General features: G+C 54.7%; 28 protein-coding genes. 4 read left to right on the forward strand and 24 right to left on the reverse strand.

All coding sequences use genetic code 11. The features are described from left to right. Positions 1–163 precede the first annotated feature (163 nt). Positions 164–496 (reverse strand): helix-turn-helix domain-containing protein, encoded by a 333-nt coding sequence (locus ACIPHM_RS00930; protein ID WP_400323442.1) that lies wholly within the window; start codon positions 494–496, stop codon positions 164–166. Positions 497–706: 210 nt separating this feature from the next. Here ACIPHM_RS00930 and ACIPHM_RS00935 point away from each other — a divergent pair, with 210 nt between their 5' ends. The 3 genes from ACIPHM_RS00935 to ACIPHM_RS00945 all read left to right on the forward strand — a co-directional run bounded on the left by ACIPHM_RS00935 (position 707) and on the right by ACIPHM_RS00945 (position 2,152). After that, complete coding sequence (locus ACIPHM_RS00935; protein ID WP_400323445.1) at positions 707–1,069, forward strand: helix-turn-helix transcriptional regulator; 363 nt, start codon at positions 707–709, stop codon at positions 1,067–1,069. After that, complete coding sequence (locus ACIPHM_RS00940) at positions 1,069–1,560, forward strand: ImmA/IrrE family metallo-endopeptidase (RefSeq protein WP_400323447.1); 492 nt, start codon at positions 1,069–1,071, stop codon at positions 1,558–1,560. Before ACIPHM_RS00935 ends, ACIPHM_RS00940 begins: the two co-directional genes overlap by 1 nt. Positions 1,561–1,948: 388 nt before the next feature. Next, positions 1,949–2,152 (forward strand): DUF2188 domain-containing protein, encoded by a 204-nt coding sequence (locus tag ACIPHM_RS00945; protein ID WP_400323450.1) that lies wholly within the window; start codon positions 1,949–1,951, stop codon positions 2,150–2,152. Positions 2,153–2,250: 98 nt separating this feature from the next. Here the strand turns inward: ACIPHM_RS00945 and ACIPHM_RS00950 are convergent, their stop codons facing one another. The 23 genes from ACIPHM_RS00950 to ACIPHM_RS01060 all read right to left on the reverse strand — a co-directional run bounded on the left by ACIPHM_RS00950 (position 2,251) and on the right by ACIPHM_RS01060 (position 15,189). Then, the gene (locus ACIPHM_RS00950) at positions 2,251–2,742 is read right to left on the reverse strand and encodes a hypothetical protein (protein ID WP_400323453.1); all 492 of its coding nucleotides are present in this window, start codon (positions 2,740–2,742) and stop codon (positions 2,251–2,253) included. Positions 2,743–2,903: 161 nt separating this feature from the next. Continuing rightward, positions 2,904–3,104 (reverse strand): SAVED domain-containing protein, encoded by a 201-nt coding sequence (locus ACIPHM_RS00955; RefSeq protein ID WP_400323456.1) that lies wholly within the window; start codon positions 3,102–3,104, stop codon positions 2,904–2,906. A 29-nt stretch (positions 3,105–3,133) separates the two neighbouring features. Further along, the gene (locus ACIPHM_RS00960; RefSeq protein ID WP_400323459.1) at positions 3,134–3,811 is read right to left on the reverse strand and encodes a hypothetical protein; all 678 of its coding nucleotides are present in this window, start codon (positions 3,809–3,811) and stop codon (positions 3,134–3,136) included. 38 nt (positions 3,812–3,849) lie between these two features. Then, positions 3,850–4,488 (reverse strand): serine protease, encoded by a 639-nt coding sequence (locus ACIPHM_RS00965; protein ID WP_400323462.1) that lies wholly within the window; start codon positions 4,486–4,488, stop codon positions 3,850–3,852. Positions 4,489–5,031: 543 nt separating this feature from the next. Further along, complete coding sequence (locus ACIPHM_RS00970) at positions 5,032–5,310, reverse strand: hypothetical protein (protein ID WP_400323465.1); 279 nt, start codon at positions 5,308–5,310, stop codon at positions 5,032–5,034. Positions 5,311–5,330: 20 nt separating this feature from the next. Beyond that, a complete protein-coding gene (locus ACIPHM_RS00975; protein ID WP_400323469.1) occupies positions 5,331–6,263 on the reverse strand; it encodes an HNH endonuclease in 933 nt (310 codons plus the stop codon). A 480-nt stretch (positions 6,264–6,743) separates the two neighbouring features. Next, the gene (locus ACIPHM_RS00980) at positions 6,744–7,400 is read right to left on the reverse strand and encodes a hypothetical protein (protein ID WP_400323472.1); all 657 of its coding nucleotides are present in this window, start codon (positions 7,398–7,400) and stop codon (positions 6,744–6,746) included. 50 nt (positions 7,401–7,450) lie between these two features. Continuing rightward, on the reverse strand, positions 7,451–7,960 hold the full coding sequence (locus ACIPHM_RS00985; protein WP_400323475.1) for a hypothetical protein: 510 nt from the start codon (positions 7,958–7,960) through the stop codon (positions 7,451–7,453). Positions 7,961–8,435: 475 nt separating this feature from the next. Beyond that, positions 8,436–8,879 (reverse strand): hypothetical protein, encoded by a 444-nt coding sequence (locus ACIPHM_RS00990; RefSeq protein ID WP_289665584.1) that lies wholly within the window; start codon positions 8,877–8,879, stop codon positions 8,436–8,438. An 18-nt stretch (positions 8,880–8,897) separates the two neighbouring features. After that, a complete protein-coding gene (locus ACIPHM_RS00995; RefSeq protein ID WP_400323477.1) occupies positions 8,898–9,146 on the reverse strand; it encodes a hypothetical protein in 249 nt (82 codons plus the stop codon). A gap of 21 nt (positions 9,147–9,167) precedes the next feature. After that, a complete protein-coding gene (locus ACIPHM_RS01000; RefSeq protein ID WP_400323480.1) occupies positions 9,168–9,362 on the reverse strand; it encodes a hypothetical protein in 195 nt (64 codons plus the stop codon). A 282-nt stretch (positions 9,363–9,644) separates the two neighbouring features. Then, on the reverse strand, positions 9,645–9,929 hold the full coding sequence (locus ACIPHM_RS01005; protein ID WP_400323483.1) for a hypothetical protein: 285 nt from the start codon (positions 9,927–9,929) through the stop codon (positions 9,645–9,647). Positions 9,930–9,938: 9 nt separating this feature from the next. Further along, the gene (locus ACIPHM_RS01010; protein WP_400323485.1) at positions 9,939–10,154 is read right to left on the reverse strand and encodes a hypothetical protein; all 216 of its coding nucleotides are present in this window, start codon (positions 10,152–10,154) and stop codon (positions 9,939–9,941) included. 11 nt (positions 10,155–10,165) lie between these two features. Then, a complete protein-coding gene (locus ACIPHM_RS01015; protein ID WP_400323488.1) occupies positions 10,166–10,441 on the reverse strand; it encodes a hypothetical protein in 276 nt (91 codons plus the stop codon). 12 nt (positions 10,442–10,453) lie between these two features. Then, complete coding sequence (locus ACIPHM_RS01020) at positions 10,454–11,377, reverse strand: hypothetical protein (RefSeq protein WP_400323490.1); 924 nt, start codon at positions 11,375–11,377, stop codon at positions 10,454–10,456. Positions 11,378–11,396: 19 nt separating this feature from the next. Then, a complete protein-coding gene (locus ACIPHM_RS01025) occupies positions 11,397–11,615 on the reverse strand; it encodes a hypothetical protein (RefSeq protein ID WP_400323493.1) in 219 nt (72 codons plus the stop codon). 26 nt (positions 11,616–11,641) lie between these two features. Then, on the reverse strand, positions 11,642–12,235 hold the full coding sequence (locus tag ACIPHM_RS01030; protein WP_400323496.1) for a hypothetical protein: 594 nt from the start codon (positions 12,233–12,235) through the stop codon (positions 11,642–11,644). A gap of 27 nt (positions 12,236–12,262) precedes the next feature. Then, on the reverse strand, positions 12,263–12,454 hold the full coding sequence (locus ACIPHM_RS01035; RefSeq protein ID WP_400323499.1) for a hypothetical protein: 192 nt from the start codon (positions 12,452–12,454) through the stop codon (positions 12,263–12,265). Positions 12,455–12,520: 66 nt separating this feature from the next. Further along, positions 12,521–13,273: a hypothetical protein gene (locus ACIPHM_RS01040; RefSeq protein ID WP_400323502.1), complete on the reverse strand. Its 753-nt coding sequence runs from the start codon at positions 13,271–13,273 to the stop codon at positions 12,521–12,523. Positions 13,274–13,282: 9 nt separating this feature from the next. Then, complete coding sequence (locus ACIPHM_RS01045; protein WP_400323504.1) at positions 13,283–13,678, reverse strand: hypothetical protein; 396 nt, start codon at positions 13,676–13,678, stop codon at positions 13,283–13,285. Between the two features lie 188 nt (positions 13,679–13,866). Continuing rightward, positions 13,867–14,235, reverse strand: a complete 369-nt coding sequence (locus ACIPHM_RS01050) for a hypothetical protein (RefSeq protein ID WP_400323507.1) — start codon at positions 14,233–14,235, stop codon at positions 13,867–13,869. A 70-nt stretch (positions 14,236–14,305) separates the two neighbouring features. Next, positions 14,306–14,530, reverse strand: a complete 225-nt coding sequence (locus ACIPHM_RS01055; RefSeq protein ID WP_400323510.1) for a transcriptional regulator — start codon at positions 14,528–14,530, stop codon at positions 14,306–14,308. Then, positions 14,530–15,189 (reverse strand): tyrosine-type recombinase/integrase, encoded by a 660-nt coding sequence (locus ACIPHM_RS01060; RefSeq protein WP_400323513.1) that lies wholly within the window; start codon positions 15,187–15,189, stop codon positions 14,530–14,532. The genes ACIPHM_RS01055 and ACIPHM_RS01060 overlap by 1 nt, the downstream gene beginning before the upstream one ends. A gap of 686 nt (positions 15,190–15,875) precedes the next feature. On the opposite strand from ACIPHM_RS01060, the gene ACIPHM_RS01065 reads away from it, so the two are divergent. Next, entirely contained in the window at positions 15,876–16,397 is a 522-nt protein-coding gene (locus ACIPHM_RS01065) for a hypothetical protein (protein ID WP_400323516.1), read from the forward strand. The last annotated feature ends 144 nt before the right edge of the window (positions 16,398–16,541 follow it).

The following is a 16,541-nucleotide window of genomic DNA, read 5'->3' on the forward strand; positions in this document are numbered from 1 at the left end:
TCAGATATATTGAGCAAAATCGGCACTGATGCTTATGGCACTAATCATCAATGCAATTTCAGCTTCGGGGCGCTAGTGTTCCCCTGAAAGTGCGGTCTGATGACGAACCGCCCTGTTGCGCTGTCGATGACAAGGTGCGGGCTTCCCGCATTTTCGACGCCACCTACTCTCGGATTTCTGTCGCCAGGTTAGTGCCGTTCATCTTGAGGCGTTCGATCAAGCTGGGGGCGGATGCGGGTTTAGGATGCGGGAACAGCGTGAAGAAACCACGCGCATGGTCAAGTGCCATCATTATCCGGACCAGCGTGTCGATGCTTCCCGTTCCGCTCAGTTCGAAGCGCTTGTAGGTTCTCAGGGAAATGCCGGCCTTTTCTGCGAAGGCCGCTTGAGACCGCCCGCTTCGGCTCCGCTCGCCGCGCACTCGCATCGCTAGAAATTTCGCAATCTCTTCGTTGCTCGCGGCCTGCAAGAATTCCAGTTGTTGATTAGGAGTCATGTAGAGGTGCCATATTTGGCACCATATTCGATGCCATCTGTGGATAACCTGTGCATAGTACTACCGACTCAGGCACAATTGGTCATCGAACACCTACGGATGTGGCAAAAATATTCAACCCATTTGGTTTATTTTTTCTCGAAATCGATTGCTGTATTGCTTTGATCTTTGCTAGACTGAAGCAAGATTATTTTGGCATCGGGGGAAAAAATGGCACTCACCGCATTTGGCAAGGCTGTGCGGAAGGCGCGGGTCGATATTGGGCAGACGCTGCTGTCGATGGCGGCAGATCTGGGGACTACGGCGTCCTTTCTTAGCGCTATGGAGACGGGGCGCAAGAAGGTGAACGCGCAGTGGGTCGAGAAAATTGGATTGTTTTTCGAGCAGAAAGGACACCCGATCGCCGATTTGGACGAGCTTGCCGTGGTGTCGAATGAGGCAGTTCCGGTGGACGGCCTTCCCCTTCAGCAGCAAATGCTGGTGGCGGGCTTTGCGAAGTCGAGTTTTACGGCCGAGGAGCTGAAGCAGATTGCCCAGTTGCTCGATAAGATCAACAAGCGGAAAAAAGAATAATGACGCAGGGCGCTGAGAAACGACCTTATGTGATGCGAGGTAACCGAGTGGTACACCGATCTGCGGTCGAGATCGTTGACAGTGCGAAGACGTTCTGCCGACTGTTCCATGTCAGCGGCAAGACACGGCTTCGCTTCGCTGAGTTCATCGAGTCGTTAGCGCTGCGTTCAATTTGCGTCGATCCGATCGCGGACAGCGAGTGGTTGCTGTTCACGGATGCAATTTGCGAGCCGGGGACATTTACGATCCTTCTTCCCGAGAGCACGTACATCAAGGCATGCCGCGGCGACGAGGCGGCGATCAGCACTATTTGTCATGAGATCGGGCATTTGATGCTTGGGCACAAGGCGGTGCTGCACAACGAGAAAAGTGCGGCACCTTCCCAAGGGGAGGATGCGGAATGGCAGGCGGACGCTTTCGCGGACTACCTGCTTTCGAAAATGGGATTCCCGTCCATCAGGCAACTGACGCTGGATTTCGACGGCGAATAAAAAAGGCCCTGAGCGTTAGTGCGCTGAAGGCCTCGAAGCAAAACGATATTCGAAAACATACCACTCAACGATCTCATGAGTGGCGCGTCTTGATGTAAAAACTGTGTGAGAGCAGCGATGGTATGTCTATTAGGCAGCACTGTCAACATCAAGTTCCATGCTGAGATCGCTGATTTGGGAGCCACATATGGCGACTAGCAACAGCGAAGAACAGGTCATCTATCGGATGACCATCACGGTCAAAGGACGCGTTATCAGACGCGCTAATGGCCAACCGTTTCGCATTGTGCTGCGTAATGCGCAACCGAAGTAACGGTGTGAAAACAGCGTAGAACCGCCTGGAGGGGGATTTCCTCCTCCAGCTTGATCGATTGACATGGAGCTGAGTATGACAAAAAAAATCTTCGTCGAGCGTCGTCCCGAGGGGGACTATGCTGTGCGCCGTCCAAACTCGCAGCGCGCCAGCGACGTTTTGCCGACGCAGCGCGAAGCGATTGAGCGTGCTACAGAGTTAAATCAGGGGACGCCACCGCTTGTCGAACGCGTACGCCACACGAGCAAAGGTGGCCCAGACAAGTGGCGCAAACCGTAGGCTGACGTGAAGATCAGGAGTTTTGGGCGGCGTCGTATGCCGCCCTCTTTCCCTTCGGCCGACGAGATTACGCCTTGCGCGCAGTTCCTGTTTGGAAACTAGGTGAAGGCAAAAGCATTCGCCCGGGCATCCTGAAGTGCGTGGTGCTCGCCGCCATGTGCAAAAATGTACTGAGTGAAACGTTCAGGATCAATTTTGAGAAACACGTTCTGGTGCCGCCATCCGCGCGGCAAGGATTTTCCGAGCAGGCCAACCAATAACTGGTAGTCGCAATCGGAATCATAACTGAGCACGGGCTGCGGCCGTAGCGGCGTCTCTTGCAGCCACGCAATAAGTTCCTCGCGCAACCTTGCGGAAGGCATTGATCGACCAGGGATGCGCCCGAGTTGAGGGAGCACGATTTCGTTCACAAAGTTCGTACAAAGGGATCTGTCAAAGTCCATGCATTCGCCATAAAACTCGCGCCCGTCTTCACCCACAATGGCAATGCTGATTAGCTGACGGCTTTCAAGACTGAAATCGGTGAATTCGGTATCAATAAAGTAGCGAGTCTTCCACGGACTGCGTGGTCTTCTAGGGGGTGAATCCATCTGCGGTGCTCCTCATCGGCCGCCTTAGTCTGCAAGAAAATACCAATTAATTTACCTTGCCCGACATCTTCAAAACCGCGCTCAAATATTAAGGCTCCGGCGTGTTTGCCACTAACGCACTTAGGGGCGGGCGACTCGCTTCTATAAGTAGTATCTAGGCCTCAGACGGGAAGCGAAAGGGATGTCTTGTAACCGCCACCATGTGCACCTTCGAAATCGAATTCGTACAGGGTCGTCTTGCCAAGACTTGGTTGTCGTTGTCCCAATAAAAACGTGAATGCGTTCGGTGCTGCGATGAAGAGATGCAGCGGTGCTCTGCTCAGATTACGGCTCTGATTTATCTGCAAGGCCAACGCTTGCATCGTGTTTCCCGATGGTTGGTGGCGTGCTATCAGTTGAACGTTGCGGGACGTCGGTTATCGGCATCGGGATGCACTGCCCAACTAACTTTGTTCAGCAGATTTTCGTAACGCGGGGAGCCGCCAGTCGTGTGCTTCTTGAAGGCTATCGCTACCAGCTCATCGGCCAACCACGTCTTGATAACTTGCGCGAAAATCTTCTTCGTCGCGAGATGCAACTCTTCTGCATCTTCAGCAAATCCAGCCTTCCACTCGGCGATCTTCCCAGCGGCCTCTTCCTGTGATGAGTACTTAACTTCAGCCTCTTTGATCTTATTGTAAACGTCCGCTAAATATCGCCACTGAGCGGAAAATCTTGCGTATAGGGCGGTATACACTGAACCAAAAACGACAGCCACGAGCGTCATGCGGTTGGTTACGAACTCAACCAAATGAGGCCAATCAAACGACCAGCCTCTCGTTTGATCCAACATGTCCTTCAAACCACAGCTCAAAGGGATTATCAGGAACAATACCCACGCGGCAACGAACAGGGCTCGAAGAATGATGACGCTACCTCCGTTGGACAACCCAGCCCAACTAAGCAGCCATTCGCCAGATATAACGTTCACGACAGCGTCGATAGCGTGTGACACCTTGCGAGTTCTTCTGATACCAGCTGGCATGGTCTGTTGGTTCGCATAGACTGTATTCGCAATTCCGCCCGTCATACTTGATCCCCTCCAAGATTTTCTAATTTTCCGATTTTCTAAGTGCGAGATTCTTCCATGATCGTGCGGCCCAAAATTTGGGGTGCCCAGTCACGGAAGGCCTCCTCTCGAACACCGTATGGGATCTCGCGCGTGATAAGGACACCGCCAACGTGGACTTCAGTGCACCGCTCAACGGAATAGATCCCTACAAGTGCCCATTTGCTAACGGGGCCACGCGACATACGTTTTGTTTTATGAACGATCGGGGCACCTGAACAACCAGAGCCAGCTACTTCGCTAATCTCGAAGAATTGACTGCCTTTCACTGTAGGGATGGCGTACGAATAGTGTCGTCGAACATATCCAGTGGTGTAGACAAGATCCGGCCTCTGATGCGCTCCGGGGTCGAATCGTGCATCGTCAGGGTACCCCCAGCAATCGTAGTGCATCGACGCGCCTTGCCAAGATCCGTCGCACTCAAAAATGCTCATCCATCGACCTTCGATTTTCATCACCGCTACGTCCGCAGTAGGGCAAAGTTCTCGCTCTCTGACAATTTGGCCGCTCCATTCGTTGTTTGCATCCACATAAAGGACCATGATGGTTTCTTTGTCGCGACCTTCAATGACGTGCCGAGCGGTTAGCAATGCTCCGCCGGAGCCGACGTTGAACGCCGTCCCTAGGAATGCATCCATGCGGAATCCGTCTCCGTCAGGTATAGCTGATATGACGGGGACCACAAAATCGCGGATATTGTCACGCTGGAATGGATGAGCCATTGTTTTCGTTTTCCCGATCTATAAGAGGTTGACCGACACGCCAGCAGCTTCCACGTCAGTCAGCGTGGCGAAGTGAGTTGCTTCGTGGCAAACGAAGCCTCCGGCATCGATGACGTCAACACCGGTGTACCCAGATCGCGTAACCACGTTACATGTAAGCCCTTCACCCGGCGATTCCACACGGCGGGTGTCGCCGTTCCAATCGACAAAAAAACCTGTTGTAGTCGGCATGTTTTCCGCTAGGTTTGCTCGAGCACGAAGGCTTGGTGAGTCCCGTACTCGGCAAGGACAGCACTGGCGTGTTTAAGCACTTCGGAGCGCAGGGCCAAATCAGGGGTTCCAACGTCTGGTGCGTTGATCAGAGTGTCAAGTACCTCGGCTAAAGCGTTTCTCGCGTCCAGAAGCCGTTTGAAGTCTCGCTCGCTGATTTGTATCATTCTCGCCTATCCTGTCTACTAGTCAGTCGCGCCAGTCGTGGTAGCAATACCACCCTTCCCGCGGCACCGATGCGGACTGGAGCCGATACTCGTAGAGTGCTCTGCTGTGGCGCACCTCCTCGCCAACGGCCCAAGTGAGTGTCACAGTCGCAGTCAGCTTGCCGCGTGCCCCCTCTTTCATATCCTCCGATACATGAACATAAGAGCAGCGCTCGCGCGCATTCTTCAGGTCATCCGCGAATCGCTCGTTGAAGTGAGCGAGAAGCTCCTTACGACGGAGTTCTCGTATGTAGGCGTTCATAGTACTGGTCCTTTTCCGGTCTATTTGTTGGCGGTCGCTTTCAGTTGTAATGGCACGCCATGCAACCTAGCGTAGTCACCGATCCGCGCTGCCGCGTCGAGCATAAACCGATCGCCCTCGATTCGAGCGATGCCAGCGTCAAGCATTCGATGCAAATCGGCGCGCAGTAGGATTCCGTCAGAAATCCGGCTGTCGAACCGCCAGTTCCTTCCGGGTAAGTGCGCTGCTTCAAGTGCGGCCCTAACCGTAATCCCCGACACCGCGCAGCGCCAGCCGAAGTAGCTTCCGAGTCGTTGCCTAAACGCGGCTTGCCGCATGCGTCGCTCTATTTCGGTCGTCATCTTCTTTGACGCAGGACCAGCATCGGCATCCTTCTCCACAGGCTCTTCGCCTGCAGCACTGAATGGAGCAGCGAGTGCAGAAAGACTGATCTCTACTTCACTTACCGCTTGCACGCAGTCGGCCCCCTCGACGGTGCGTTCGTCCTCAAACCATAGCGTGGCAGACTTCGTATTGCGGGCTCGCTGCGGCCATCCCGCCATCTGCTGATGATATGCAACAGACACGTCATCGATCTTGAGTGCGACCCAGTTCCGTATCAACTCGCCGGCCATATGGATGAAGAGCGCGTGCGTGGCGCCCCGAACTTTCACACGGGCAACGCGTGTATCCACATATTGCAAGAAACGCTCATCGGGGATGTCCTCGTCGTCCTCGCCGACGAAAAGGCCGAATTGGACAGCAGAGTATTTCTGCTCGCCGGTCCAGCCTTGCTTTAGCCAAAAACATACTGCCCCGCCTGTGGCCGTGATTGCGTCAACCAGCTTAACTTGGCCACGCTTGCGAATGATCACGGACGTGAACCCGCACGCGGACAGCACCGCCGGCACTAGCGCGAGTGCCATTTCCTCGTTTTCGTACGATTCGGGCGACCGCGCCTGCTTCTTGGACATCGTGGCTTCCTGTGAACAAAGAAAGTGTTTTCCTATTCATCGCAATCGAGCCCACAAGACGCTGGGAGCCGTCGAATCACCCCGTCTCTCTCCAAAGCGTCTGCAAATCCGGGCGCGTCACCTGTGAGATGAGACGTGTCCTGTCGGACGATGCCGTCATGCTGCCGCATCGTGACGTCGTGACCACACTCGATCACGAACTCGATTATTTTTCGCCCAATCCCACACCTCTTGAAGCTGGGCACATCCTCTAGGTGACAGTACGTCACCAGCAATGAGGCAGGTTGGGTAAGGCCCTCATCGAGAGGGATGAATTCAAACATACCTAAAAGTGCACTGTCATGCCACGCGGTGCATTTAAGAGCGTCCTCGTTCCACCTAAGCTCTATCTGACGGCCGCACTTGTCCGTAATCATCATCTTTTCACACATCGCGTTTTTCCGTTGTTCCTACTGCCTAAATAGCGCGTGTTCTTCCCGCTCATTCGGCCGACTTCGTCGTAAACGGTCCGATGTCTCCATCGCCACTAAGGCCGAGACCAAGAGCCACCAACATTGGCTTCACTACTTGATTCAAAACCGCCCTAGCCACGGCTTGTGCGTAGAGTGCTTCCGTCCGCCCACTCGTCTCTCCGTGGTGAACCAAGACATTTCGCCTGTCTTGTAGCTCATTACACTTCTTTATCAAGTTTGCGTCGGTGTTACCGACTGCCAGCTTCTTCAATTCAACGCCGAGCAGTTGAGCATAGATGTGTCCCAACAGCGTCGTGTACTTCGTGAAGCCCGTATTGCCGTCAAGCACGCTCTTGCTTACGGCGTCCGCGAGACGCTCATGGTGGATCAAACCATACACAACCGGCCGAAGTAAGGTAAACCGAAAGAACAACTCCATCGAACTCGCAAAGAAGATCGTCGCGGCCTCATAGTGCTGGTTGGAGACCAGCTGCATCCCTTGCTGGAAGCGGTACCACGCTGGCCGCATGAGACGGGGATTCTGGACGTAATACGATCTCAATCGGTCTGAAGAAAATTCGCCTATCGCATCTTCCCGAATCTCATTCGAGATCGCGTCATACATCTCGTCGTACATTGCGTCGTACATCGCATCGCGCCGCGCGTCAGCCTCGTCGTAACTCATGTCATGCTTCTCTTCATATCAATCGATTTTTCCGTGACGTTGCGATTCATTCATTGATAGTCGCCGAAGCGTACCGTGAACGAGTGATACCCGACGATTGGGGCGATAGCTTGATGCAACCTCACTGCAAATGGTTCGACAATTGCCCACGACGGAAATTGTTTGGCCCCAGTCTTGATGTACCTCAGACCGTGGTCGCGATTGAGCTCGACAAGCATGGTTAGAGCCAACGTATCGCGTTCGTCCTCCGTGAAGTGGTCTAGAAGGCGGAGTTCCTTTGCCTTCCGGTAGCACGCATGCAAATCATGTCCAAACCGCCTGGAAAGGTCCCGAACACCTATGCCGGAATATCGAAGATACGCTTTGAGCGTGAGCTCGATGCCATGCGCCGCAAGGAAGTACGCAGGTGTTGGCGAGACAAATTCGAATCCGGGCTTCTGGCCAAGGTGGGTGTCAACGAGTCGCGCCGCTTCGATGTACTCGTGGGCATAGCGCGCCAATCCGGTTGCAGTAGTGCGCTCGTCATCGTCCCGCTGCGAGGCATTCTCCACTGAGGTCATATTCGTTTTCCGGCGTTGCGAAGGTCATTGGTTCGGCTGCTTCGGCGGTAGCCGAGTGATGGATCCGACGTGATTTTCGGGAGTATTTAACAACCTCGGGGCATCTGGATCACCCGGCAGGTTTGCCCACATATCTCGCTTTACCCCATCGAGACAATGCATACGAGACTCGTCCGTCACGTCAGTAATCCACGGCGGCGTGTGAGCTGTGTCGCCTAAGCCAGGTGTAATCAAGTACGCCTGCGGGTCACGAATCACAGACTGTCGAAAGCTAGAAATCTCGGCCGGATCGCCCCGACGCTCCACCACCAGAGCTTGCTGCATAATCGCGGCGTAGCGATCGCAAAACGCTCTGTCTATAGCCGTGGGACTCCGACCGTAGGAAGAACTTGTGGCGAACGACATAAGGCCGACCATTGCCGCACGGACGAGCAGATTTTTGCAAGCGTGGATAGTCATTGTGCGTGTCTTTTTCCTAGGCGTTCGTCGCGATAGCATGCTGCGCGAAAATCTGCTCAAGTCGTGCGATCACTGATTTCGCAAGTTCGACGACGTCCAATTCTGTGCCGTCGTCCCAGCGCACCCACCGTCCTCCCGAAGCGTTCAGCGCAACACTGTTGAGTGCCGAGCCTCCAATTGCCCCCGATATTTCGTAGGTCGACGGATCCGGTCTGCCACGCGTAAGTGTCATGTGCTTCGCCTTGTTGCACACGTCGGCACAGTGCTTAATCACAGCGTCATTCAGCACCGCTCGATGGTCTGCATCGGACAATACCGGCTTGAGGTAATCGGTTACGTGGTAAGCCGTGGTGAAGAGGTTATAAACGTGGTCAATCGATTCCTCCGCCTCAAGTCTTTCGAGTTCCCGTTTCGCCTTCGCCAGCATCGCACCCGCAGTACTCAGTTCGAAGAAGCTCATCAGCAGTTTCCCTTGGCGTCATGGATTCCAGGACTCGCGGATGACGGTGTTCCCAGCAGCGTCGGTCTGGAGAACGCTGATGGTTCGCCTAAAGCCCTTGATCGCCGTGTGATCGGTGACTTCCACCTTCCCCGTCACCTCGTTTCTCTCATTGACAATTTCATACAGCTCGACATCCGTTTCCTGTAACGGTCCCTTCATGTAGGACCGCTCAAGCTTCAATGATTCACCAGGAATCAACTTCACTTTTTGTTTCCATTCCGGCATCGTCTTACCCCCTTTTTCCTGTTAGTTCGTGGCGGTCACAGCGATGTCCGCTGCGAGGGTCATGATGCTGTGAGCCAATTGCCGCACATGCAGAGGATCAGTCGCTCGGCGCAGCTCCTGCGCAAGTTCCTCTATCCTTTCCGCGACCTCGCTCGTCGGGCGATCAACTATCCGCTCACCGACGACGCGGATAGAACGCTGGTTCTTCGATGCCATCGTGTTTCCTAGTCGTTAGACGGTTGCCACGGCAGGAGAACTCGTGCTCGCTGTTCCCCGTCGTCTTGCCGGATAACGAGGACTGCACCGCCGGCGGGAACCCGCGCCCAAGTGTCAGTCCCGATCATGCCCAGGTTGCGGAGTGTGCTCACGCAGACACGCAGCTTGTCGCCCTCGAAGTCGGACGGGCTCATCGCGGCGTAGCGCAACGCTGCCGCTTCGAGCTCCTGATGCAAATCGACCGGGACCATTACGAGGTGCTGAGTCATTCTCTGATTTTTCCTACCTCAGCTTCTCGATGTCGAAGTTATAGAGGTCGCAGGCTAGTTTGCGACCACGCTCCTTTTCACCTGCATCAAACGCACCAATCATCTCGCGCAGCATGCGGTCAACATACTCTGCCCTTTCTAGGTCACGCTTGAGCTTTGGGCGAATTTCGGCCCATAGGTCATAGAGATCCTCTCGATGGGCCTCGTAGGACCTCCATTCCGGATACTCGTCGTGCGCATAAACCATAGCGCTTGCGACTGCCCCGGATAGGTCACTCAGACGTTCCTTTAACGACATCGCTTTTTCCTATGCTTGATGAACTTCGAAATGCACAGCGGCATACGTCGGGTTGCAAGACCAAACCTCTTTGCCTCCCTTGTAGAACCGCGCCCATCCGTTCGCAACGATCAGATCGGCCATCGGGAAGACATGCGAGTGACCGGCCGCTACAGCGGCCAGCATCGTCGCCTGCTTGCACCTGGCCGTGTACTTGCCGTCCCTGAGCGGTTTGACGTCCTTCATCGCGCTTTTTCCTACTGTTTTGGAGACGGTACTGCGAAGGTGTAGTGGTATGCAACGACGCCGGCAAACACCAAAAGAATGATGGCTGCGACCGCCAACCACTGCCGACGTGTCGATGGTAAGTCCGCCAATCCCGTTCCGCCAGATAGGACGACGACGACAACCGCCGCGACGATCATCGTGCCTTTGGCTAGCCATCCAAAGCCAACCTCAGCGATTCTCGCTGCACTGAGGCGACGGCGGAAGATACGCCGCGACGACGGGATTGACTTATCGAAATCGGTCATCGGCCTTTTTTCCTATGAGAGGGGGATACCGAGGTAGCTCGCGATGGCCTTTGCAATTCCACTTGCCGCCGCGTCCACGGCAACACCGGCGCCGCTTGACATCACCTTGCCAACGAGGCCTCCAACCCAAGTACCCAACTTAGTTTTGAGGGTTGCTGGATCTTGTCCCACATGTGCGTCCAAGTCCTCCTTCAGGGCTATTGTTTCAGTATTGCTAATGCCAAGAGATTCCAAATATGTCTTCAAACTCGTCCAGTCACCCGCCTGCCCGACAACCGTGGCAGATTGCTCGACGGTAGTGTTGGCGTTTGCGACATTGCCGACATTTCCGGCTATATTCGTATTGAAGATCTGCGTCACACGTTCCTCCGATATCAGCTTTGGCCCGCCAACGGGAGAATCTCCTGCGTTTGGGGCCTCCCGTTGAATGTCAATCGCGAATCCCAGTATGGCCGTCTTAACCTCACTCACGAGTCGATGAATCGCTCCCAGAGGGATCTCAATCCATGCCTCAACGCACTGCATGTTGGGTGTCAATTTGGACGCACAATGAATAGCCAGCTCTGTTGGCCAGGCAATCCTCGCTGAGCCTCCAGAGTCACCTCCTAAAAGGTTCTGATAGGTGCTGATCGCCTGGTCAAGACGGGCAGTGCGGTAAGACTCTTTCAGCTGTTCCGGCAACACTGAGACGGGGATTTGAAGTCCATTGGCTTTCATCCCAAAAGGCCCTACAAAATGCCCGTAAGAGCGCACGCCGACAACTCGATACGAGGGGAGAGCTGCGCCTTCCGGGTATCCGCTGAGTTCACGATCTACCCAAGAGGCGAATTCTCGATTGTCTAGGCGAGCAGCCAGCAACTTACATTTTCTAAGCAATGCAGAGACGTCACCGGCCTCCGAAATTGCACTCGCTTGAATGTCTTCGATCAGCGACATTTGCCCTTTTCCGTTGGTCTTAGTGCTGCTTTACGCTGACAAACGTGAGCGACGGTGCAGGCTTCGAGAAGTCCGCGACGTTGATCCGGTCGGATGCCTTGCTTATTGCCTGCTGCCGGTCAAACGCGAGAACATCGACCGCGAACGTCTCGCCGGTCCAGTTGTCCTTAAACTCAACCGTCCAGTTTGGATTCGCAGCGCCGCGCGTCATCGCGGCTTCTTCGTGAAAGGTGCTCATGGCTTCCTTTTCCCTTTCCTGTTCGGTTAGATGTCTTCAAAGGTGCCGAGCCATCCATTCACACAAATCACCTCATGGGCATTGCGGTCGAACGCCTCAAACTCACGGTCAAGCTCGACATGGGGCTGGATCAGCAGGTGTAAGTCGCTGCCCAATGAGGTAGCGATAATTTCGCGCGTGAATCCGCTCGCCCGTGCCTGTGCTTCGGTAACCACCCGGTCGATGGTGGGATACTCCGTCAGTTTCGCCCAATCAAAGTGTTTTCGCGCTTCCGCAATCGGTGCACCAAACTTTCGGATTAGCGCTTGGGCATCTTCATCCCGGGTCACGACTGGGTACGCGTGGAATCCCAGCTTGGCAAGTGCGGCCGTCCGGTGGCGTCCTTGCTGGAAGAAAATAGGATCGCCGTCTTGGACCCACGGCAACGAAAAATCGAGAGTATCGGGAATCTGTAAGACGTCGCAAAGTCTTTCTGGGTTCGGCTTGAAGTCCTGTTCGATCGCTTCGAATACGCGCCTTGGATCCAAGATGACGATCACCGGCTTCTGTTTCCGCTCGCGGTACTCAAGCTCCCACGCGCCGTCATCCTTCAGTTCCCGTGTTCTTCTGCATACAATCATTCCGTAACCCCGATTTTCCCCTCACTTCTACAGCAGCCCAAAATGGCGCCGGAGTGCTCTCACCAATGCGTCTTCTTTTCTCTCCGGGTAGTCATTGCCCATGCCGAACCACTTCCTCGCGTACGTCTGCGCTTTCTCGCGATCAACACTGTGCTCAGCTGCAAAGCTTGCAGCTACCTGCTCCGCTTCCTGCTCGTTCAAAATGTCCGTGCCGCTCATTGCTGGCTCTCCGATTTTCTAGTTTTCCGTCGTGTTAATGCGCCATCGCGCGAAGCTCGCGAGCGGCTACCGGGCTTTCATTGCTTCAATCAATCGCGATACGTCCGGTGCTGTTGCGACCGCTTGGCCGATTGAGAGCAGCTCGAAGCTCAGTCCGCCGCGAATGTCCGCCTGAACGTGCTTGTCAAGCTCGGCCAGACGCGCCTGGTCGAAACTAGGCACTCGATTCGGGGACGGGTCCGAAGATTCGTAATGTGCTCCTCCGGCAAAGTTGCGAAAGTACTCCAGAACCTGCTTCCGAGAAAACTTCGTCCCCCTCCGTACGGCGCCTACGGCACCGACGTATTGCGACATTGATACCTCGCGTCGGCCCAGTCCATCGATGGGAGGTAGTAGCGATAAGTCGGTGCTCGGTGAAAGGGCCAATATGCTGGACGTCTCGACTGCAAAGCCCTCTTCGGCATCTGCCTTAATTCCCGTAGAAGGATTATCGATCCGGAACGCTCCCATGAAAGAGAGCAGCATCTCGCGTTGCCGGCCTCCGCCTGCGATACAGCTTGGTGCCAAGTCAAGACGCAGTTCCCTAGAAGTCGCAATCGCTTCAATGTCCGGCGCGATGATTTTGGGTTCTTTTTGGAAACCGTATTCACGCCATGCCTTGCCCAAAGAACCTTGAACCAGCAGTAGATGCAGCGTCGTGCTGCCGCGGCGCAGATCCCCCGCAGACAACTGATCAGGACTCCCATGCCACCAATCCTTCAGAAGCCACTCAAGGTCTTCGAGGACTGCCTCGTATTTTCTATTTTTCACCGCTTCCATTTATTCCGATCATTTTTTGAGAGCACTTACTGCGTCGAGATACTGCTGCCATACATCGGACTCCACGTCAGAACGTGCGGTATTTGCAAGTTCCTTCAGAGGGTCCAAATTGGCCGCCATGCCCGCTTCAATTTGATCAATCTTGGTGATGGAGTAAACGTAGCCGTTAAGCGGCTTCCCTGTGGCATCGGTCGCCCGAATTATGAAGCGTTCGCCATCGTCGTAAAGGCGGATCTGGACAGTTGCGCCTTTATGCTCAAAGGTTTCAAGAATCATCATTTTTCCTTCGATTAATTGAATCGCAGTCGACGCCGCTGGGCAGATGCCGTCCGGCGACGGGTGGTCTATTTCGTCAGGTGTCGAAGCCTGATCGCGTCGGGTAATTGGAGGAACTGCCGGATACACGCGTCAACCGTGCTTCCGAGCGGCCAGCTCCCCTTGGCTGCTTCGAGTGCAGATTCAGCAGCTACAAAGTAGACCAAGCCAAGCCTGCTGCGGGCGTCCAATGCCTCGATTTGCGCAGCGAGTTCGACTTGCTTTCGCCGAACCTCCTCGATCTCGGGAATCGTCATCTTCGTTCTTCCGTTGTTCGTTTATGACGCTGTACGAGTTCGAACATCCGCGAGTGCGCACGCGTACAGTTGCTGATTTGACGGTGTCCAGGTGCCCGACTTCGTCGGGTGCACCACGTAGCTACCGCCTCGCTTCTTGTACTCCACATACGCGGCGTGAAAGATGGCGCGCTCACGCACCTTAAAGCGATCGAGCGCCTCTCTGAGTTCCGTTTCAACCCCAAAGGCCTTCGAGGGGGAAAGAACGCAAGTCGTGCCGAAGTGCTTAACTTCGTCTGTTTCTGCGTCGTGGACCCATACCACTCGCTTCAAACCCTTCTTTCCGCAGCACTCACAAAAATCACGTTCATCGTTCACGCCCACAACACTGAAACGGTTTCCGATTTCCATGACGATGATCCTTTTGTCCGGCATTGAGGACTTGCTCTATGCATTCACCATATACCCCCATTGGGGTATATCAAGGTGTTTTTGCACTCCAAAGCAAGATCTCTCGGACGTATGCCCAAACCACGTCCGGCATGGCTCGGTAGTCGCTCGTATTGGCAGGTGCGAGCCACTTATCGAGCGTTTTGTCCGGCACGCTGATACGCTTTGCGAACGCAGCTCGCGTCATCCCCAGCTTGCCCATTGCGTCTCGAAGGAACTCCTGCTGAGATTGAGCGCCTGCTTGTTTAACTTCCATCAAATCACTCCACTTACGATTGTGGCCAGGCGCACCGGATCGCTCTCGACCATCTTTTTAACGGCCGTCAGGCTCGAAACTCCAATCAGCTCCTGTATCAGCTTGAGGCTCCGGCCCTGCCGATGCAGCCGCACGGCGAAGGTGCGGCGTGCCGCGCTTGCGTTGCCGTTTGGGATGCCTGCCTGGTGATGCAGGCGCCTGTAAATCTCCGTCAGCGATTCACACGAATAGCTAGCAACTCCATTGGGGCTGACACGCTTGGTAAAGGAAAACGGCGCACCGTCTGCGGCAAGAAACAGAGGGCTTTGAGGGTCGAGCCCGCGATACGCGGCGCGCTGATTCGTCACGCCTTGGCGTGTCGCTGCACGGAGTGAGAGATACGAGTCGATGGCCTCGCAAACCTTCGCACTTGTGAAGAACAGCGGCCTCGCCTTGCCATTAAAGGCGATCTCGGCTCTGACCACCGAATCGGCCTTGATCTCGCCGTTCACCTGGAGGTAGTCGGCCACGGTCAGCTTGGCGATTTCGTTGGGTGCCAAGCCTGTGCCGTAAGCGATAAGCAGTAGCGCAACGTCGCGCTCTTTGGATTGGCCGGTGATGGCAGCGACCTTCCTCGCGTGACGAATCTGATGGTCCTCTATGACGGGCGCTTTTGCCATCCTGTATTGAACTCCCCTTGCGTTGTATTACGAGGGAGTATCTGGTGTGGGCACCAAAAACGCAAGGCACGCGCCCGTGATTCCAACGGTCCTCGGAAAATCCGCTCCAAACTAGTCACGAAAATTTTGAGTCAAGGAGACCGCGTCAGAATCGGTGCACAGCACACGGATTACATGACTCGGTTCGCAGAATTGAACCCATATTCTGTCCACGGCAGAGTCCGCAACCGTTTTGCACCTATTTTCTGTCGCGTCACAGAAGTGCACTTAAATTGTGTCCACATTGATGGACGAAAATTAGGGTGTCGATGCCGCTCTTCAATTGGTAAGTTATTGATTTTATTGATTATGCTGGATGACTGCGAGTGCCCTACTTTGTGTCCGCCAACTCTAGATTTAGCGTAATTTTGTACCTGCGCGTTTTTGTCATGCACAAGCCACTCCTCACGATGGCTCAGATCAATGCGTGACTGAAGCAATCGACGTGCGACAGATGACTCCTGCAGATCGTCTGCTGTGTGCGATAAGTGACGTTCATCTGGACTCCGACTCTTGGTTCGCCTGCGACCGATTTGCCTATGGGTGCGAGTCAACCCATCATCACGATGAGGCCGCACCGCTCGTCAACCACGTCGGTGGCCTTGTCCGATTTCTCAAAACCATCAAAGCGAAGATCCAATCCAGTCATGACTACCCAGAAGATCTCCAAACGCGGCGAGTTCAACCCTAACTGGCCAGTGCCCGATGAATACCTGCTCGAACTAGGCCGTATGGTGAGCCTGTGGGGCTCTCTCGAATCGACGACTGCCGTCGCGATCTCGAAACTGGGCGGCTATGAATCGCCAACCGACATTCGCGCGTTGGCGATGGTGGCGCACAGCAACTTCCAGCAGCGGATAGACATCGTAAGTTCGTTGTGCGGACAACTTGTGGATCAGGTGCCGCACCTCAAGGACTACGAGAGCGTTATTAGGAAAGTCAGGGCGGCGCAGGCGGGGCGCAACAAGTACGCACACAATGCGCTTTCGCTAGACGAAAACGGCGTTGTTCTCCTTGCGTACATGTCGGCCCGGGGCACCTTCAAAACTAACGTTGAAATTGTGCGTATTGCCGACATCAAAGAGGTCACCGCCAAGATCCACGAGGCTGCGGTGGCCTTGCACGGAATGATCACCAACACCGTGATCAAACCCATGTGGGAGCGCTGAGTGTTTTAGTGTACGTCCATGAGCGCCGCGACTCTTCTCCGGGGGCAGGTCAGTTTCCGCGATTGTCAATTAGCCTGACCGCGTTAGTAAGGCGGGTCTGAGTCGGCGGTATTGATCGGAAACAGATCCCTCCTGGGCCGCAGA

Origin of the sequence: Pandoraea sp. NPDC087047, from assembly GCF_044745225.1 — a bacterium.
Taxonomy (GTDB): Bacteria; Pseudomonadota; Gammaproteobacteria; order Burkholderiales; family Burkholderiaceae; genus Pandoraea.

What these genes read in the sequence shown, in the direction of transcription:
- ACIPHM_RS00985 (WP_400323475.1), bottom strand. Translation starts at nt 7,960, where the DNA reads ATGACCTCAGTGGAGAATGCCTCGCAGCGGGACGATGACGAGCGCACT.
- ACIPHM_RS00965 (WP_400323462.1), bottom strand. Translation starts at nt 4,488, where the DNA reads ATGGATGCATTCCTAGGGACGGCGTTCAACGTCGGCTCCGGCGGAGCA.
- ACIPHM_RS01050 (WP_400323507.1), bottom strand. Translation starts at nt 14,235, where the DNA reads ATGGAAATCGGAAACCGTTTCAGTGTTGTGGGCGTGAACGATGAACGT.
- ACIPHM_RS00980 (WP_400323472.1), bottom strand. Translation starts at nt 7,400, where the DNA reads ATGAGTTACGACGAGGCTGACGCGCGGCGCGATGCGATGTACGACGCA.
- ACIPHM_RS00955 (WP_400323456.1), bottom strand. Translation starts at nt 3,104, where the DNA reads ATGCAAGCGTTGGCCTTGCAGATAAATCAGAGCCGTAATCTGAGCAGA.
- ACIPHM_RS00960 (WP_400323459.1), bottom strand. Translation starts at nt 3,811, where the DNA reads ATGACGGGCGGAATTGCGAATACAGTCTATGCGAACCAACAGACCATG.
- ACIPHM_RS01035 (WP_400323499.1), bottom strand. Translation starts at nt 12,454, where the DNA reads ATGAGCGGCACGGACATTTTGAACGAGCAGGAAGCGGAGCAGGTAGCT.
- ACIPHM_RS01020 (WP_400323490.1), bottom strand. Translation starts at nt 11,377, where the DNA reads ATGTCGCTGATCGAAGACATTCAAGCGAGTGCAATTTCGGAGGCCGGT.
- ACIPHM_RS01000 (WP_400323480.1), bottom strand. Translation starts at nt 9,362, where the DNA reads ATGGCATCGAAGAACCAGCGTTCTATCCGCGTCGTCGGTGAGCGGATA.
- ACIPHM_RS00975 (WP_400323469.1), bottom strand. Translation starts at nt 6,263, where the DNA reads ATGTCCAAGAAGCAGGCGCGGTCGCCCGAATCGTACGAAAACGAGGAA.
- ACIPHM_RS00940 (WP_400323447.1), top strand. Translation starts at nt 1,069, where the DNA reads ATGACGCAGGGCGCTGAGAAACGACCTTATGTGATGCGAGGTAACCGA.
- ACIPHM_RS01040 (WP_400323502.1), bottom strand. Translation starts at nt 13,273, where the DNA reads ATGGAAGCGGTGAAAAATAGAAAATACGAGGCAGTCCTCGAAGACCTT.
- ACIPHM_RS00935 (WP_400323445.1), top strand. Translation starts at nt 707, where the DNA reads ATGGCACTCACCGCATTTGGCAAGGCTGTGCGGAAGGCGCGGGTCGAT.
- ACIPHM_RS01065 (WP_400323516.1), top strand. Translation starts at nt 15,876, where the DNA reads ATGACTACCCAGAAGATCTCCAAACGCGGCGAGTTCAACCCTAACTGG.
- ACIPHM_RS00995 (WP_400323477.1), bottom strand. Translation starts at nt 9,146, where the DNA reads ATGCCGGAATGGAAACAAAAAGTGAAGTTGATTCCTGGTGAATCATTG.
- ACIPHM_RS01015 (WP_400323488.1), bottom strand. Translation starts at nt 10,441, where the DNA reads ATGACCGATTTCGATAAGTCAATCCCGTCGTCGCGGCGTATCTTCCGC.
- ACIPHM_RS01005 (WP_400323483.1), bottom strand. Translation starts at nt 9,929, where the DNA reads ATGTCGTTAAAGGAACGTCTGAGTGACCTATCCGGGGCAGTCGCAAGC.
- ACIPHM_RS01025 (WP_400323493.1), bottom strand. Translation starts at nt 11,615, where the DNA reads ATGAGCACCTTTCACGAAGAAGCCGCGATGACGCGCGGCGCTGCGAAT.
- ACIPHM_RS00945 (WP_400323450.1), top strand. Translation starts at nt 1,949, where the DNA reads ATGACAAAAAAAATCTTCGTCGAGCGTCGTCCCGAGGGGGACTATGCT.
- ACIPHM_RS00990 (WP_289665584.1), bottom strand. Translation starts at nt 8,879, where the DNA reads ATGAGCTTCTTCGAACTGAGTACTGCGGGTGCGATGCTGGCGAAGGCG.
- ACIPHM_RS01010 (WP_400323485.1), bottom strand. Translation starts at nt 10,154, where the DNA reads ATGAAGGACGTCAAACCGCTCAGGGACGGCAAGTACACGGCCAGGTGC.
- ACIPHM_RS01055 (WP_400323510.1), bottom strand. Translation starts at nt 14,530, where the DNA reads ATGGAAGTTAAACAAGCAGGCGCTCAATCTCAGCAGGAGTTCCTTCGA.
- ACIPHM_RS00930 (WP_400323442.1), bottom strand. Translation starts at nt 496, where the DNA reads ATGACTCCTAATCAACAACTGGAATTCTTGCAGGCCGCGAGCAACGAA.
- ACIPHM_RS00970 (WP_400323465.1), bottom strand. Translation starts at nt 5,310, where the DNA reads ATGAACGCCTACATACGAGAACTCCGTCGTAAGGAGCTTCTCGCTCAC.
- ACIPHM_RS01060 (WP_400323513.1), bottom strand. Translation starts at nt 15,189, where the DNA reads ATGGCAAAAGCGCCCGTCATAGAGGACCATCAGATTCGTCACGCGAGG.
- ACIPHM_RS01030 (WP_400323496.1), bottom strand. Translation starts at nt 12,235, where the DNA reads ATGATTGTATGCAGAAGAACACGGGAACTGAAGGATGACGGCGCGTGG.
- ACIPHM_RS00950 (WP_400323453.1), bottom strand. Translation starts at nt 2,742, where the DNA reads ATGGATTCACCCCCTAGAAGACCACGCAGTCCGTGGAAGACTCGCTAC.